This is a genomic window from Emticicia fontis (genome assembly GCF_054779675.1).
Map to the genome: position 1 here is coordinate 73,888 of NZ_BAAGXU010000051.1, position 17,087 is coordinate 90,974.

11 protein-coding genes are annotated in these 17,087 nt (G+C 39.3%); 4 read left to right on the forward strand and 7 right to left on the reverse strand.

Annotation, left to right across the window (positions count from 1 at the left end; translation table 11 throughout):
- The first annotated feature begins 8 nt into the window (after positions 1-8).
- From ACYVFA_RS21325 to ACYVFA_RS21335, 3 genes are all read left to right on the forward strand, one after another.
- Positions 9-2,228 (forward strand): hypothetical protein, encoded by a 2,220-nt coding sequence (locus ACYVFA_RS21325; RefSeq protein WP_460473891.1) that lies wholly within the window; start codon positions 9-11, stop codon positions 2,226-2,228.
- Positions 2,229-2,322: 94 nt separating this feature from the next.
- Positions 2,323-5,340 carry a T9SS type A sorting domain-containing protein gene (locus ACYVFA_RS21330; protein WP_460473892.1) on the forward strand — a complete coding sequence of 1,006 codons (3,018 nt, stop codon included), beginning with the start codon at positions 2,323-2,325 and terminating at the stop codon, positions 5,338-5,340.
- A 10-nt stretch (positions 5,341-5,350) separates the two neighbouring features.
- A complete protein-coding gene (locus ACYVFA_RS21335; protein WP_460473893.1) occupies positions 5,351-6,700 on the forward strand; it encodes a DUF3748 domain-containing protein in 1,350 nt (449 codons plus the stop codon).
- Here ACYVFA_RS21335 and ACYVFA_RS21340 read toward each other — a convergent pair.
- The 4 genes from ACYVFA_RS21340 to ACYVFA_RS21355 form a co-directional block, all read right to left on the reverse strand.
- Positions 6,684-9,146: an AsmA-like C-terminal region-containing protein gene (locus ACYVFA_RS21340; RefSeq protein ID WP_460473894.1), complete on the reverse strand. Its 2,463-nt coding sequence runs from the start codon at positions 9,144-9,146 to the stop codon at positions 6,684-6,686. The two genes, ACYVFA_RS21335 and ACYVFA_RS21340, sit on opposite strands and share 17 nt — an antisense overlap.
- Before the next feature lie 227 nt (positions 9,147-9,373).
- Positions 9,374-10,384 carry an LLM class flavin-dependent oxidoreductase gene (locus ACYVFA_RS21345; protein ID WP_460473895.1) on the reverse strand — a complete coding sequence of 337 codons (1,011 nt, stop codon included), beginning with the start codon at positions 10,382-10,384 and terminating at the stop codon, positions 9,374-9,376.
- 301 nt (positions 10,385-10,685) lie between these two features.
- Entirely contained in the window at positions 10,686-11,645 is a 960-nt protein-coding gene (locus ACYVFA_RS21350) for a dihydrodipicolinate synthase family protein (protein WP_460473896.1), read from the reverse strand.
- A gap of 32 nt (positions 11,646-11,677) precedes the next feature.
- Positions 11,678-13,225 carry a sodium:solute symporter family protein gene (locus tag ACYVFA_RS21355; protein ID WP_460474065.1) on the reverse strand — a complete coding sequence of 516 codons (1,548 nt, stop codon included), beginning with the start codon at positions 13,223-13,225 and terminating at the stop codon, positions 11,678-11,680.
- 213 nt (positions 13,226-13,438) lie between these two features.
- Here ACYVFA_RS21355 and ACYVFA_RS21360 point away from each other — a divergent pair, with 213 nt between their 5' ends.
- Positions 13,439-14,305, forward strand: coding sequence for an AraC family transcriptional regulator (locus ACYVFA_RS21360; protein ID WP_460473897.1), 867 nt, complete (start codon positions 13,439-13,441; stop codon positions 14,303-14,305).
- 75 nt (positions 14,306-14,380) lie between these two features.
- Here the strand turns inward: ACYVFA_RS21360 and ACYVFA_RS21365 are convergent, their stop codons facing one another.
- The 3 genes from ACYVFA_RS21365 to ccoG form a co-directional block, all read right to left on the reverse strand.
- A complete protein-coding gene (locus tag ACYVFA_RS21365) occupies positions 14,381-15,130 on the reverse strand; it encodes a sulfite exporter TauE/SafE family protein (RefSeq protein WP_460473898.1) in 750 nt (249 codons plus the stop codon).
- The gene (locus ACYVFA_RS21370; protein WP_460473899.1) at positions 15,079-15,516 is read right to left on the reverse strand and encodes a FixH family protein; all 438 of its coding nucleotides are present in this window, start codon (positions 15,514-15,516) and stop codon (positions 15,079-15,081) included. The genes ACYVFA_RS21365 and ACYVFA_RS21370 overlap by 52 nt, the downstream gene beginning before the upstream one ends.
- A gap of 137 nt (positions 15,517-15,653) precedes the next feature.
- Entirely contained in the window at positions 15,654-17,069 is a 1,416-nt protein-coding gene (gene ccoG, locus ACYVFA_RS21375; RefSeq protein WP_460473900.1) for a CcoG/RdxA/FixG family protein, read from the reverse strand.
- Between the last annotated feature and the right edge of the window lie 18 nt (positions 17,070-17,087).

A 17,087-nucleotide genomic window follows, 5' to 3' on the forward strand; every position in this document is an offset into this window, starting at 1 on the left:
ACATATTTATGAAGTTATCTTCTTACATTTTCATCGGATTATCGCTGATAGGATTTGCCTCCCACGCACAGCAAATGGCGTCTAGATTACAACCAGTATATCATGATAAACCTTTCTGGCAGGAGTACAGCATCAAGTACTACCTGAAATCTGCTAATACCAAACTGATTGAAGCGGCCAGCGATAGAAACGGCTCTATCAAAATCTTTTCGTCTGAAGGGATTCTACAACCGCATGACGGACAATTCTTATACCCAGGCTCAATCGTTCCTGACAAAACTTACCGCACACTTGGCGATAAAAAAATACAAGGTTTAGGTAGCTACCAGAATCAGTTTGTATTGCTTGATAACAGATCAGTTTTAAGCAATGCCTGGGCAGGGAAACTATTCAGCAAGCATGATTTAAACAAAGCCAATCTTTTTGCAGGTGGTAAAGATTTTGCATTTCTGGTATCAGATGGCAAATCTCTGCAATTAATAAAAGATGCCAATACTCTTTGGAAAGGCTCTTTAGACGGTGATGAAGTAGTAAGCATCCGTTATAACGCCGCTACCGATTCTTTCTGGATTTTAGGTAAAAGATCACTATCCAATTTATCAGGCTCAAAACTGACTAAGGTTTATGAAGGAAGCGGTTTTACTTCTTTTGACACCAACGGTAAAAAAGTTATCATTGGTACTAACGATGGTATTATTACGCTTGATGCAACGAAAAAACAAATGAGTTCTAAAAACCAGAAATTACCAGCTACCGAAATTACAGCCGTTAAAGCGATTGGTGATAAATTCTGGTTTGGTACTACCAGTGGCGCTTTTGCCCTACGCGCCGATGGCAAATTTGATTTTTATAATGGCGAACGCTGGCTTCCGGGCAATGTAGTAACCGATATTGCCGAAGGCCCTGAAAACTCGGTATTGGTATTGACCACTGAAGGATTGGGACAAATCTGTTTCAAGAAAATGACCTTGCATGATAAAGCCATGTTCTACGACAAACAAGTGCGTAGCCGCCATATCCGCAATGGTTTCAATGCGTCTATCAGTCGCATGGAAAAAGGGAATCTATCTACAGGTTATTTGTCTGATTCTGATAATGATGGTTTATGGACATCGATGTATCTGGGTGGTGAGATATTCAGATATGCTGTAACCAAAGACCCTGAAGCACTACAAAACTGTGTTGAGTCATTAGATGCCATGGAGCGTTTATATACAGTCAACGGTATTCCGGGTTTCCCGTCGCGTTCATTCGAGAGAAGAGGTTATATCGAGCAATTATCTGATCCTGAGCGTTGGCAACATTCACCAGAACCTGAGTGGGACTGGAAGTCTACGACAAGTAGCGATGAGGTTATCGGTCATATCTTCGCTTTCGGTGCAATGGCTGAATTGATTCAGGAACCGACTATCAAAAAACGCGCAGTTGTTTTGATAGATACCTTAATGAGCCATATTGTGAAAAATAATATGTATATGATTGATTATAACGGCAAACCAACCCAATGGGGCCGTTGGAACCCAGAATATGTAAACTCTTTCCCTATCAATGTAGGAGATAGAAAACTTAATTCTTCAAATATCGTAGCTATGCTTCAGACAGCCTATCATTTCACCAAAAAGGAGAAATACAAGCAAAAGGCTTTTGAATTGATGAAGAAATATGGCTATTACGAAAACCTGATGCGCCCGATGAATATCATCGGAAGAGCTGCAGACGATGCTGACGCACACGCCAAAAATATGTCAGATGGCTGGAATCACTCGGATGATGAAATGTATTTTGTGGGTTATTGGGGCTTGTACCGCTATGCTTTTAATGATACTTTGAAAGCCGCTTATAAAAGAGCAATCATAGACCACTGGCAAGCAGAACGTCCTGAAAAAGAAGGAGCTTGGAATATTTTCACGGCCATAACAGGCACCAAAGACTTTGATTTAAACGAGGCAGCCTGGTATCTGAGAGAATATCCTTTAGATATGATTGACTGGGTGATTATAAACAGCAATCGTAAGGATATTGAGAAAATTGCCCCTAACTTCCGTAATCAGACCATTAAAGAAGTGTTACCGCCAGATGAAAGCCCGATTCAACGCCATAACGGCAATACCTTTAACCTTGACCGTAAGGGGGGCAATGGTACCTCAGAACACAGTGCCGGAGACATCTGGTTATTGCCTTATTGGCTGGGCCGATATCAGGGTGTGATTAGTGCACCAGAGAAGTAAATCGTATAAAAATACCGATGAAATATCTTTCGGACAGAGAGTATTTCATCGGTACAAAAATCTATTTTTGTGGTATTAACTGTAAAATTACCATATGAAAAGAATTTTATTATTTGTTTTGCTCCTGACTAATTATACTACATTGGCTCAAACAAGCAAATGTCCTAATCCCAATGTTTACATTTCTTCAATAACAAACGATGATGAAGATATAGGTGATGAATACGCAAATGATTTAAGTTTATGTCAAGGGTCAACTATGACTTTAATTGCAAATACGTATAATGAAGGAACGTGGGTAGCAAAAAGCTGGCGTTGGACAGGGCCAAATAATGTCAATAGCAGTAATTCATCTTTAAAATTAAGTAATTTAAGTGCAAAGCACGCAGGCGACTACACCTTATCTATCACTTTTCAGAATGCCCGGGAATACTGTGGCACTACAACAGTTACAGTAAAAAAGAAGGTTGTAGTAAAACTTCCAGCCTTAGATTTATTCGAAAGCAATGTTTGCGTAGGAAACGATGCACAATTAAATTATATAGAACCAAGAGATGATCCTTACGGTGGATTTTCATATAAAAGTAAAATAGCAGTCAGTTGGATTGGGCCAAACAACTTTTCAAGTAATGAAGAAAACCCTGTTATAAAAAATGTTCGAGAATCTGGTGTTTATACAGCTACTATTACTTACTCCAGATTTTGTGTAGGTTCATATAAAGCCACAAAAAAAATAACCGTAAAAAAAGAAGCTCAGGTTACTACAACCTATCCTTACTCTTCCTGTATAGGAGGTGATGCAATTCTCAGAGCGAATCCTTCTATTTCTGGAGTTCAGGCAAAATATGTGTGGAAAGGGCCTAATGGCTTTTCACAGGACGGGCAGCAAATAAAAATACAAAATATCAAAGAAGAAAATACTGGAGTGTACAAAGTTACAGCTTATTTTGAAGGAGGTTGTAGTAATATTGACTCTTCTTTTGCTCTCATCACTACACAACTGATAAATTTTAGTGTCTTGTTTGAAACAATTCCAGATTTCTGTGAAGGTATGAGTGTTGCCTTACCCAAGGTGTCACTTTTTAGTAATGAAAACAGTGATCTGTCGTTTAATTGGACCGGACCTAATAATTTTCATAGTAATGAAAGAACTCCGGTTATCTCTGGTTTTACTAAAGCTCAATCGGGTATTTACCATCTCGAAATATCTCTGACCAATGGGTGTACTGGCAAAATAAACAGAGATTTTTATTTAGCCCCCATAGAAAAACCAGTAGTTACATCAAAAACGAAAATGTACTGCCCCGGAAGTACTATACTAGAATCGTTAATTGTCAATAGCACAATAAATAGCACGCACTCCTATTCATGGAAAGGGCCCAATAATTTCTCAGACACTGGCCCTCGAATATTAATAGAAAATTTCGATAAGTCAAAAGAAGGAACATACACACTTACAGTTAAAGCAGAGGGATGTGCAGAAACAACAACAGCAAAATTAGAACTTAAAGTAGCCACCTCACGTGAGGTAGTATTTGACGTAAAAAATAAATTGTGCAAGGGGTCAACACTCCAATTAAGAGCCAATTCAGTCCCCTCAGGCGCTAATGATTTTTATCAATGGGAAGGGCCAAATGGTTTTAAAGCTAATGGTACAGATGTAATCATTAATAATTTTGAACCAAACCAAGCTGGTAACTATAAAGTAATAGTATCTTCCAATAGTTGTCCTACTGCAACAGGTAGCACCGATATTTCAATCATAAGTGCTCCAGAATTTGTTTTACCTAATTTTCAAACTATTTGTAAAGGTTCTACAGTCTCTTTTTACCCATACGATGAGCCTGATGATTTTAGCCAGGATGCACCGGGAAGTTATCCGGCTAATTCAGAAATTAAATATGAATGGACAGGTCCAAGTAATTTTAAATCAGAGAATAGTAGTATCACCATATACAACTTCGATAAAAGTAAGGTAGGAATATATGAGTTTAAGGTTAGCATCAAAGGATTATGCGCCAGTGAAACTATTAAAAGAATTAAACTCGTAGAAAGCGAACCGACAGTAGATTGGGTAATTGATAAATTATGCAATGGGAAAACCCTCATAGATGCCAATTTTAATAACATTGCAGGAAGAACATGGAAAGAAATAAAGGTTTTCGATAGCAATAAAACCGAGGTGGGTAATATACTAGATGCCCAATCAAAGGGTATTTATACAGCCAAAGCAACTGTAAAAGGTGCCTGCAATTTTGAAGTCGAAAAGCAAATTGATATTAGTCAGGCAAAACCATTTAAACTAACATTACCGGAAACCACTCAAATTTGCCAGAATAATTATAATTATACACCATTGACTCCTAAATTTTCAGATGCCACTTATTCTAATAATCAAGAATTTTACGAGTTCACTTATACACAGTCACGGCTATACTTAAATTGGAAAAAACCTGATAATTCTGAAGAAAACACCACTTATATATATTTCTATAATCCACAAAAAAAAGATGAGGGTATCTATAAAGTAACAGGTACGTTGACAGGAGAATGTACAGGTACATACGAAGCCCAAACTAAATTGATAGTAGAATCTCAAAAACCGCAAGCCAATTTTGATTTAAAGCAAGAGGAGCAGACACTCAATTTTGAAAATAAATCTGAAGGGACTATTTCAAGTTTTTTCTGGTACTTTGATAATTGTGAATATAGTAAAAACAGAAACCCAGAAGCTATTACTTATAATAAAGGAGGTAACTATACGGTTAGCCTAGACGCAACCAATGCGTGCGGAACTAGTTCTTTATCAAAATTAATAACTATTTTAAAAGAAGAAACACTTTTAAGTAACGAAAATCTACCAGAACTCCTCACCTTCAACATCTCTCCCAACCCATCAGCCGGAATGGTTGAAATAAGTAACCCAAACAAGCTGGCTGTGCAATTGATCATTTATACGATGGAGGGAAAAACGATTGATACGCTCGAAATGGATAAAAGCCGGAACAATATTCAATACGATTTCAGCAATTATACATCAGGCGTTTATCTGATTAAATGTATTCAGAAAAACGGACAGACCAGAACCCGAAAGATAGTCATCAGCAAATAAACTATCCCCTATGAAATATTTATTTTTAAGCTTTATTTTTTCATTATCAGCTTGTACAAAATCGGAGTATATGACAGAAAAACAGATTACCAACGACCCGGCTTATCATCATGATTTAGATAATAATGATAATTTCTCGCCTGATAATGCGTGGCTGGTCTATGATACAAGAACAGATGATGGAGGCATTGCGGAGTCTGCCCGCATTGAAAAAGTAAATATTTCAACAGGCGAAAAGAAGATTGTGTACGAAATCCCCGGCAATCAGGTATGGGGACCGGGCGCAGGGGCAGTGAGTTATTCTCCGGTTGAAAATGCCGTAGTTTTTATTCATGGGCTACCAAGTATCACCAAAGAGAATCCGTATCAGCAATGGAGACGTACTGGTGTGATAATAGATGAGAATCTGGCTGGCAAACGTATTTTTATGGATGCCCGCGATATTACAGCACCTTATACCAAAGGCGCTTTACGTGGAGGCACGCACCGCCACGAATGGAGCGGCGACGGGCAATGGATTGGCTATACTTATAACGATGCCGTGATGAAAGCCCTGGAAGATTCAACCCATGAAAAGCATAACCTGCGCACGATTGGCGTATCAAAAAAAATCAATCCGGTAGTTTTAGAAAAAGATGCTCACGGTGATAATATTTCAGGAGAATGGTATAGCGTGCTGGTAGTAAAAGTAACACCTAATCCAACTCCCGGGTCAGATGAAATCAGCCATGCGGCCGGTGATAGCTGGGTTGGTACAAAGGGGTATCAGAAGCCTGACGGTACCAGACAAATGGCAAGGGCTTTTATCGGAACTGTGAAAGATAAAAACGGTAAAAATGTAGATGAGGTTTTTATAGTTGATATTCCAGAGGCAATTGATGTGGCAGGAGAATCCGGGCCACTAGCCGGTACAGCTACTACTATGCCTATGCCTCCTAAAGGCACAGTTCAAAGACGCCTGACACATACGGCTGACACTAGCCAGCCAGGTTGCACAGGGATTGTCCGCAGCTCTCCTGATGGGCAATTATTGGCTTTTCTGGCAAAAGATGATAAAGGAATCCTGCAAATATTTACGATTAATCCTGATGGTAAGAATCTGACGCAGCTTACTGCTCATACCAGCAAAGTAGAAGGATTTTTCCGTTGGCATCCATCGGGTAAAAGCCTTTATTATGTCTGCAATGGAAGTATTGTGAATTGCGAAATAGGCAATGAACCATTCGAGAAACGCTATAAAGTATTAACCGAGTCTACAACGCCCTCACCTACAAATCTGGTGATTTCGCACGATGGCAAGACCATTGCTTTTAACCGTTTGATTGGAACAGCTAAACAGATATTTATCGGAAAGCTCTGAAAGGTAACTTTCGGGCTTTCTTTTTCATCACATATTTGATATTCATCTTGCCATTTTCTTCAACGGCTTTCAGGAAGATATTGGAGCCGATGCTATCGGGGTCATAATCCCTGAACTGATAAGTAGAATCTCTTTTACGCAGATTACTCAAAGGAATCTGGATATTCAAATCGGTTTTATCACCAAGGCTATAAATACCATCCAGAAAGAAAGTCATCACATTGCTTTCGATCTGCATTTTTTTCACCTCTACTTCTTTCCCTTTAATCGTAAATTCATGTACAATTGGCGCAAATAGTACATGTTCCAGAGGACGCTTTCTGAAAATAAGTTTTTTCATTTTCAGAAATGGGTCAAAATCAATAATCTCGGCATCTCGTAAATCTACTTTCAATAGTCCATCAACCGAGTTCTGAACCAGCGATACGTCATTTTTCAACTCGGCACTGAATTTAAAAGTACTGTTAAGCCTCCCCTGAATATTCCTGTCGGTCATCGTATATTGACCAAAATTATTGAAAGACGAGAAAACCGATTTCACATCCGTATTAGTCAGTTTTGCATCTACATTCAATTGAATTGGTCTACCCGTGCGCAATTGATTTACATCACCGGAAATCTGGAAAGTGCCACCAAAAGCATTCATCGAGAAATTATGCAGGTGAACTTTCTGACTGCTTAAGGTCATTCTCCCTCTCAGGTTCTGTGCTGTTAACCTGTTATATTTGAATCGTTTAGCTTCGAGCGTGGCATCCACCTCAATATTATCGATGGCTTTATCTAATAAGGTCGATAAAGCAAATTTTGAATTGCCATTCCGCTTAGGTCTTGAATGGTCAAGATTCAGTAATACTTTCAGCCAGTTCAACTGCCAGTCTGGTATCTTGATATTCACTAAAGCTTTTAACGGACTATTTTCTAAATATAGATAAGGAAAGAATCCGGTGATTCGTCCATTCACATATAAATTATTCTGCCCGTCAAATATCTGAATATTGGGAATATTTACCTCCTCGCCAGTAAAAGCAATATCTCCTCTTATCTGCTCAATCTTTACCTGTTGCGGTAAATAAACAATGGCTAAATCTTTTAAAGATACACTCCCATACAATAGTCCATTAAGTTTTTTTGTCTCCTTATTGAAAAATGATTTGATATTGCCTTTATAAGTGAGCTTCATTTGCGCATTCCCTTTTTTTACCTTGTAGCGCTCGGGATCCAGTAAATCATTCAGCGAAGACGGGTCAGCGTTTAGCGTACACTCAATTTCAGCCAGTGCCTGCTCTAAATCATTGACCATTATTTTCCCATTTATCGGAATCGTCTCAAACAAACCTTTAACATTATTACCAATAATTCTGGTATTCGCATCACCCACAGGTTTCGTACTATCGGCATGATTCGTAAAATTGCCTTGTGTACTTAATTCTTTCAGTAGTCCTACCGGAAGCCGGTATTCAAAATCACGGGCATCGAAGTTAATATCTATCCTCGGGATTCGCTCCCCCATTTTCCCATTGAGCTGTACCTCAGCCGATATTAATGGGTCAATTTTGATACGACCCAATATGTTTGATAAATGCTCAGTCAATAATTTTCTGGCACTGGCTAGTCGAATCTCCTGTGTTTTAAAATTGAGTTTGATATTGCGGTTATCTTCACTAAAATCAAACTCTCCTGAGATTTTGATTTTATCCTTAGTAGCTGACTCAATTTCAGACGGGCCGACAATCAGTTTTTTATCTTTTTCATGAAACTTTGTAGATAAGTTCAGCTTAACTTCCTGATTAGTCAGGAAACCTCCTCTGTCAGGATTGAAGACTAAGCCTTTGAAATATACATCGCCTTTGGTTTCCATCTTCCAGACCCCAGCGTCATAGTCAACCTTGCTCACAAACTGATGAAAATCTGCGTCATAGAATTTCTCTTTCAGTGAGTCAGCATATTGTACCTTAAAATCTTTGAATGTTACTTCCTCCAGATCTTTAAAAGTGCCTGTATCTGTTTTTTTTGTAGCAGTAGAATCTTTTTTGTGTGAAGAAGAAAAAATAGAAAGATTAGAAAAACCGTCTTTGCGTTTAAATACGTTGAGTTTACCATTGGCAAACTTCATGCTGTGTATCAACACTTTTCCTCTGAACAAAGACTGGGTTTCTAATGTAATGTTGATTGAAGCAGCATCAACCAGATAGGTATGATGCTGATCGAAATATTTATCTTTGAGTTTTACATTAATCAGCGAAAACGTAAAGCCTACGCCATTCTGAAAGGGTGTAAATTTGAAATCCTTTACTTCAAGCGTTCCGTCAATCTTCTCGTTTACTATCTCTTTCAGTTTTGTAAATAAGGTCGCCTGATTATAATATATCCAAAACCCCAGCCCACCTAAGAGCAAAATAATGCAACCCGAAATAATTAACGCTACTCTTAGGATTTTAGAAGTCATAATAGGAATTTTTATAGTGTGTGAATGGGGGTCATTCACAGGCAAAGCACGCTTCATATTTCGAATTTACTCAATAAAACCTTTTCTACGCTTCAAATCCTCATTTTTAATTAAAAACTAATATAAGATTAAGCAATTATTTAAACGAATATAATCAATGCTTTTACCTGCCTTTATCTGATGACAGTCTGACGGACAAAAACCCCTATTCATATTAACTAAAAAAATCATGCCAGCGCTTTTAACTCAAAAGCCTCTGCTAATAGTTCAAACGAACGTTTGCGGTTCAACGAATTATTTGCCATCGTTGATACTATGACTTCATCCACACCAAAATCGTTGGTAAGGGCGATTAATTTTTCTTTTACTTCGTCTTTTGTGCCTGATATTACCCTTCCTCTATTGCGATAAATACGCTCTTCTTCGGCCAATGTAAACTGGTATTTCTGAATAAATGCTTCATCACCAAAGTTATCGAACTTACCTTGCTCAAACTGCACCAGCACATAGTCTAGAAATTTGCGCATTTTTTGGGCTTCTTCTTCTGTTTCTCCACACAAAACCGAGATAGACATTAAAGCGTGAGGTTTTGAGAATTGCGAAGAAGGTTCAAAATTCTTGCGATAAGTTTCTACAATATCCGGCTGTGCAAAGCCATTGATGAATCGGGCAATAGCCAGACCCATACCAAATTGCGCGGCAATTTTACTACTGCCCCCACTCGAACTCAATATCCATTGGGTAGGCATGGTTGGTGATTGCGGAACTGCCAGAATTGGTCCGTATTTGGTAGCGGCTGTATCTCTGAAAAAGCGTTGGAGGTATTCCAATTGTTGAAGATAACTTTCTTCATTAAAATCATTAGAGGGATTCAGTAAAGCGGCCGTAATTCTGTCTCCACCAGGAGCTCTGCCCATTCCTAAATCAATCCGACCCGGAAAAAGTGTTTCCAGCATTCTGAAATTCTCGGCTACTTTCAAGGCACTATGGTTAGGCAACATAATCCCACCCGACCCGATGCGGATACGTTTGGTTTCGTCGGCCAGTTTTACCATCAATACCTCTGGCGTTGAGCCTGCAATAAAAGAAGAATTATGGTGCTCAGATACCCAGAAACGGCTGTATCCTAATTTTTCGGCTAATTTTACGGTAGCTATGGTTTCATCTATCGCCTGTACGGCTGTTTTACCTTGTGTTACGATTGATTGGTCTAGTACTCCTAATTTCAGTTTACTCATGTTGTATTCGGTCTTTTGACTACTAACACAAATTAATTCCAATTCGTTACCTAAAGTTACTATACAAAACTATACCAATAAAAAGGGTTAGTCCTGAAAGTTTAATAACCAAATAATCTTTGGAATTGACTGCGCTGTGTTAACCCCACTCTGGCCCTCTCCAACAATGGGGAGGGGACAAAAAAAAGCCCCTCTCCCCATTGTTGGAGAGAGGGGCTTAAGCCTGCCAAATATACTTGAGCTATTATTGGCTTTATACTCTAAGAACAAAACTATTATAAAGAGGAAGGTGATACAAAGTTTAAGAAATCAAGGCCATTGATTGCTGGTATACAGGCTTGATTCCCAGTTCGTCATGTAATTGATCTATCGTTACTAACAATTCATCCATTTTTACTTTCAGGTCGTCTGTTAATGGCTCCACATTTCTACGTGTATATGTTGAAATCGGGAAACCTCTTTTCATCAGACTATACTTGGCAATCGTCGGATAAGCAGAGTGTACTATTTCCATCGAATCATTGAAAAACTGCTGTACTTTTTCTGATTCGGCCGAATTATCGTTAAAATGCTCGCAAATCCAGACAATCAGCTCAGGATAAATATTGCCCTGAATACATGATAGTCCTGATGCTCCTGCCTTTAAAGATGATGTGGCATTTACCATGTAGGCATCATATAAACCGAAATTATATCCTTTTGCAACTGCCAGGCGACGCTCTACTTCTGCGGCATCCAGACAGGTATCTTTGTGATAAATCAAACGTTTAGAAGGCAATAATCTGGCTAATGTATCAGAATTTATCAGGCGTTTATAAGGAACCGGACATTCATAGAAACCTAATGGGATTTCAGGTGTCAGGTGCATGAGTTCTTCCATGCGCTCTACAAATATATCATCTGATTCATCTGCATTGGCAATCTGGCTCGAAATCACAATTACGGCTTGCACGCCTGTATCATAGATTCTTTTTACAAAATCTGCCTGCTCGGCTATGCTACCTCCCAGTGTTCCTGTTGATACTACCGGAATGTGTCCTGCGGCCTGGTCAACCACTTGTCTGGTAATAGCCAGACGCTCTTCATTTGTCAGTTCATACATTTCGCTCGACAGACAGTTAGCAAATAATCCGGCTGAACCTGCTTGCATATAGTAATCTGTCAGAACCGAAAGTCCTGCATGGTCAATTGCTCCTGACTCATCAAATGGTGTGAGCATAACAGGAATAAAGCCTTGTGGTAGTGAATTGGTGGAAGCCATAATCTTATATTTTCAAAAAATTGAGGTAGTTCTTATTTTGTCTTTAGTTTAGTTATCAGTACACCCGTCAGGAAGATAGTCAGGGTACCTATCACCATAATCATATTCTGGTGGAAAGGGCTACGCAAAGCTGCATAGGCATCAGGTATCTGTTTTGAAAAGGTCATCCAACAGATAACTAATACACCAATGATGGTTGCAATGATTGCTTCGGCATTCTTTGCTTTTCTGGCAATCATGCCTAAAAGAAATAAGCCTAACATGCCTCCTGCAAAAATACCTGAGAGCATCCACCAGATGTCTAATACACTCTTCACGCCAATCATGGCTACACCGGTAAGCATACCTAATACGCCAAACATCGTTGTAGCAATGTATAGCAATCTTAATGATTGTTTAGCCGTTAAATCTGGTTTTATGTAACGTTGGTAGATATCTACCGAGAAAACCGTAGCAGAAGCATTCATGCCCGAACTGATGGTACTCATAGCTGCCGACATAATAGCTGCGATGATTAATCCCAGCAAACCAGCAGGAATTTTATTGACCATAAAATGCGGCATTACTTTGTCGCCGATATCGGCGGCACTTAAAGTTGAGGCTAACTGGCTGATAGCATCGCTGCTACCACCAGGTAGGCGTTCGGTAGCTACCTGCATTCTTACCTGATTCAGCAAATCAGGATTGCTCTGGTAATAGGCATATAAGCATGAGCCAATCACGAAAAACATCAACGAAACTGGCAGATACAAATACACACAAAGCCAGATTGAACGGGTGGCTTCTTTGACAGAAGTAGTAGTATGGTACCTCTGCACGTAATTCTGGTCCATACCGAAATTATTAAGGTTCATGAAGAAACCATATAATAATACTACCCAGAATGTGGATTGAGTAAAGTCGGGAATAAGGCTGCCCAGGCTGAATTTATCGTCTGCCTGACCGATTTCAATGATACGACTGACGCCTCCGGGCATCCCTTGGATGACCAGCACCAGTATAATTAATGCGCCAAGGGTTTTCACGACCCCTTGTACTACTTCCGTCCAGATGACGGCCTCCATGCCTCCCATTACGGTATAAATAATAATACATATACCTACTACAATCATAACGCTTTCCATCGAATAGCCTGTAAGAGCCTGTAAGCTCAGGGCGATACCGAAGAAAATTGAACCCATACGGGCCAGCTGCGTGAGCAGAAAACACACTACGGCATAGGTTCTTGCCCAAGGCCCGAAGCGATGCTCCAGATGGGTATAGGCCGAAACCTCACCAGTACTCCGATAGAACGGCACAAAATAACGTGACGCTACCCACGCCGCTACTGGCATTGACAAGCTAAACACAAATGAATTCCAGTTGCTCCCAAAAGCTTTACCTGGCACTCCCAGAAAAGTATTACTGCTCAGAAAAGTGGCATAAATTGATATGCCTATTGCCCAACCGGGAATCTTACCCGAAGCGGTAGTAAACTGGTCGGCGTTTTCAGTCTTTCTTGAGAAATAAACCCCTATTATAATCATTCCGGCCAGATAAGCAAAAATGATGGCAAGGTCAATAACAGGGAGTGTTGTCAGGTTCATGTGTTAGGTGTCAAAAGATTCAATAGGACAAATAAGCTGTTCGGGAGTATTATGATAAAAATATACATCGTTTTTTAGCTCAATGTGTATTTTCTATAATCCGGCGAATATTTTATTTAACTTTACAAAGATAAGGGATAAAAATACAAGCTTTTTATAGACTATTTACCAATCATTGTACGATATTATCATAAATAATTTTCATAGATGAAGCCTCATTTTCATAAAGTACCAAGTAATACCGAGCAGTCGTTTAGCATCAGGCATGATACTAAACCAAATTTTGGTACTATCTGGCATTATCATCCCGAATTGGAATTGCACTATGTGATCAGAGGCGAGGGTGTCAGGTTTATTGGTGATAATGTCAGCAACTTTACTGCTGGCGAGGTGCTGCTTTTAGGTGAGAACTTACCCCATACCTGGCGTTGTAACCACGAATATTTTCAGGGCAATACAGATTTACAAATCGAAGCAATAGTAATGCAATTCAAACCTGATTGCCTGGGCAATGAATTCTTAAATTTAAGTGAAGCCTATGCTATTAAGAAACTCTATGAAAAGGCCAAGAAAGGGTTAATAATCAAAGGAGAGTCAGCCCAGCAACTCAAAGACCTGATGCACTCAGCACTGCTGGCTAGCCCTCTGCAACGCCTGATTATTCTCTTATCTATTCTGGAATTATTGACAGAATCGGATGAAATGGAGATGATTACAGCAGCTAATACCTTCTATCAGTCGAATGAAATGGAAACAGTCAGGCTGAATAATGTTTGTAGTTATACCCTGGCCAATTATGCCAAAGATATAAGACTGGAAGACATCGCAGCCATTGCCAATCTCAGCACCACTTCTTTCTGTCGGTATTTCAAACTGATGACTCACAAGACCTACAACGACTTCCTGACCGAAATCAGAGTAAGCCATGCGTGCAGGGCATTGGTTGAAAATAAGTTAAGTATAGAAATTATCTGTTTTGAGAGTGGGTTTAATAATCTTTCTAATTTTTACAGGCATTTTAAGAATGTGAAAGGGATTACGCCTTTGGAGTATAAGAAGCAGTATCGCCCCTAACTCCTAAAGGGGGACTAAAAAAAGTTTTCATTTAAAAACCTAACATCAAAATTTATTTATTGGATTAGCTATGCCTCACTTCCCATGACAAACAGTAATCCCATTGGCATCATGGTGAGCAAAATTATTAGCAGGTAGATTAACCCCTTTAAAAATAAGCCAGATGGCTAAAATGATATAAGAGCAGGTATAAACCACTTTTGGTTTAAAGTGAATCAGTTTACGAAGATTATTGCCTAAAAAAGCAAAGCCTAGCATCATAGGCAAAGTACCCAAGCCAAATAAGGCCATAAATAAAACACTTTCCCAGGCTTCGCTCATCAGGAAAGCACCGCTTAAGGCTGCATATACCAGCCCGCAGGGTAATAGACCATTGAGTACGCCAAAAACTAATTGAGCAAATAATGTATGCTTTTTGTAGAAAACTGATAGTGTAGATTTAATAAAGTTGCTTAGTCTGCTTACGTAGGGTAATACATCTAAAGATTTTAACCAGCGGGCAGGTAAGATAAAAGCAAGCAGTATCAGACTACCCACAATAATAAACAGGGCTTTTTGAGAAGTGAACAAGGCAATCTGCTCCCCTACTAAGCCTATCAAAAGTCCTAAAATACTATAAGTAAATATCCGACCGAGATTATAAATTAAACGCCCCAGAATGTATCGGCCTCGTTTTGATTTATCGCCGGGTAAAAGCATAGAGATAGGCCCGCACATACCCATGCAGTGCAAACTCCCCGCAAAACCCAATATCAACGCCGAATACAACATGGTTATAACACAATTTTTTGCTCTTTCAAATACGCCTTTCCGGCTTTTTCCCATTCTATTTTCACTACCCAAAGCCCCTTAGCCAGATGATTGACAGGAATTTCCTGCATACCTGTTTCTTTCAAAGCTAAATCAACACTAAAATCCTTTTTAGCATCTGACGGGCGATAGAATTTTACTTTTCCAGTTGCACCTACCTGCTCTTGCGGAAGACTAATAGTCAACTGTTGGGTTTCGCCGGTGTAAGCTATCTGTATCGGGCTTGTCAATTCCTCAGCATTGTGCTGCTTCTCAATTTCAGCCTGATAGTCTATTTCCTGTTTATAGTAATCATTACTCACCAGAGAAATATCTTTCTGTTTTACACAAAGTGCTACCAGTGTAATCATGAAAATTACAAAGAGCATATAAAAAATCCCGATTTTATGTCCGAAGTTCATGCGTATAAATATTTAGTGATTGAGCGAATTAGTGATTGAGTGATTAATCGTTTTGTACAATGATTTAGCTATGAGTCACATGAACTTTTGAATTTGCTGATTATAAAAAATAATCACTCAATCACTCAATCGCTCAATCACTCAATTGTTCCTAGAAATGTCGTTTTAATCGTTTCAAGTTTATCATCTCCCTGCCATACTTCAATGGCCAGATTGGTTTTGATTTTCTTGATGGCAGCCTTATCCATTTCTAAAAAGAATACTACATCTGCCTTACTCTCTTTACCTATTTTTATGGTCTTTTTGCCATCTATCAATCTGATTGTACCCTGATTATCTTCTACTTTCAGCGATACCTCCATCACTTCGTTGCTTTTATTGACAATCTGGGCGTTGTATAGGTTACTTATTTTATTGTTGGGTTGTTCCTGATACATCTGGCCCGGTACCCGCATTATGGTTGTTTCAATGGCTGAGCGGCTCAATAATAAAAATGCTTCAATACCTATCAGCAATAACAGAACTACTGAATACGCATAAGCTCTGAATGATAATTTAAATGGTACTCGCTTCTCAATACTTTCTACCGAACCGAATTTGATTAAGCCCGTAGGTTTATCGATTTTAATCATCACCTCATCACAGGCATCAATACAAGCCGTGCAATTGGTACATTCCAATTGAGCGCCATTCCGAATATCAATACCCATCGGACATACCTGCACGCAGAGTTTACAATCCACGCAATCGCCCTTTGGTGCAGAAGCAGCCACAGGCTCATGCTTATTAATTCTACCTCTCGGTTCGCCACGTACCCAGTCATAAATAATATTGATGGTATTCCTTCCCATCAACACTCCTTGCAAGCGGCCATACGGGCAAATAGAAGTGCAGACCTGCTCGCGAAGCACAGCAAACACATAATAGAAAATTCCGGTAAAAGCCACCAAGCCGATAAATCCTGTCAGGTGTTCAGTTGGCGATTGGGTAATAATCTCTCTGGTTGCCTCTATGCCTATCAGGTAGGCCATTGTAGTATGAGCAATCAGAATAGAGATCAGAAGAAAGACTAGCCTTTTGCCTCCTTTTTTTGCTATTTTTTCGGCAGTCCAGGGGGCTTTGCTGAGTGCAATCTGTTGTTTGCGGTCACCCTCAATCCAGTATTCAATTTTGCGGAAAACCATTTCCATAAATACTGTTTGCGGACAAGCCCAACCACACCAGAAACGCCCATAGACAACCGTAAAAACAATAATAAAAACAAAGAAAGTAAGCAGACCCACACTAAAAATGACCGAATCCTGCGGCAAGAATAATTGTCCGAACAAGACAAACTTGCGCTCGAAGATATTAATCATTAATAAGGCTTGTCCATTGATTTTAATGAATGGCCCCACGAAAAACAAGCTCAAAAAAACGATGGTAGCTATAATACGATAATTATGATAGTGCCCACTTGGTTTTTTCGGATATACCCAAACTCTCTTCCCCTGGCTGTCTACTGTGGCTATGCTGTCACGGTAGGCCTCATCTATAAAATCTAAATTGCTCACTTTGCTGTCATTTTAATT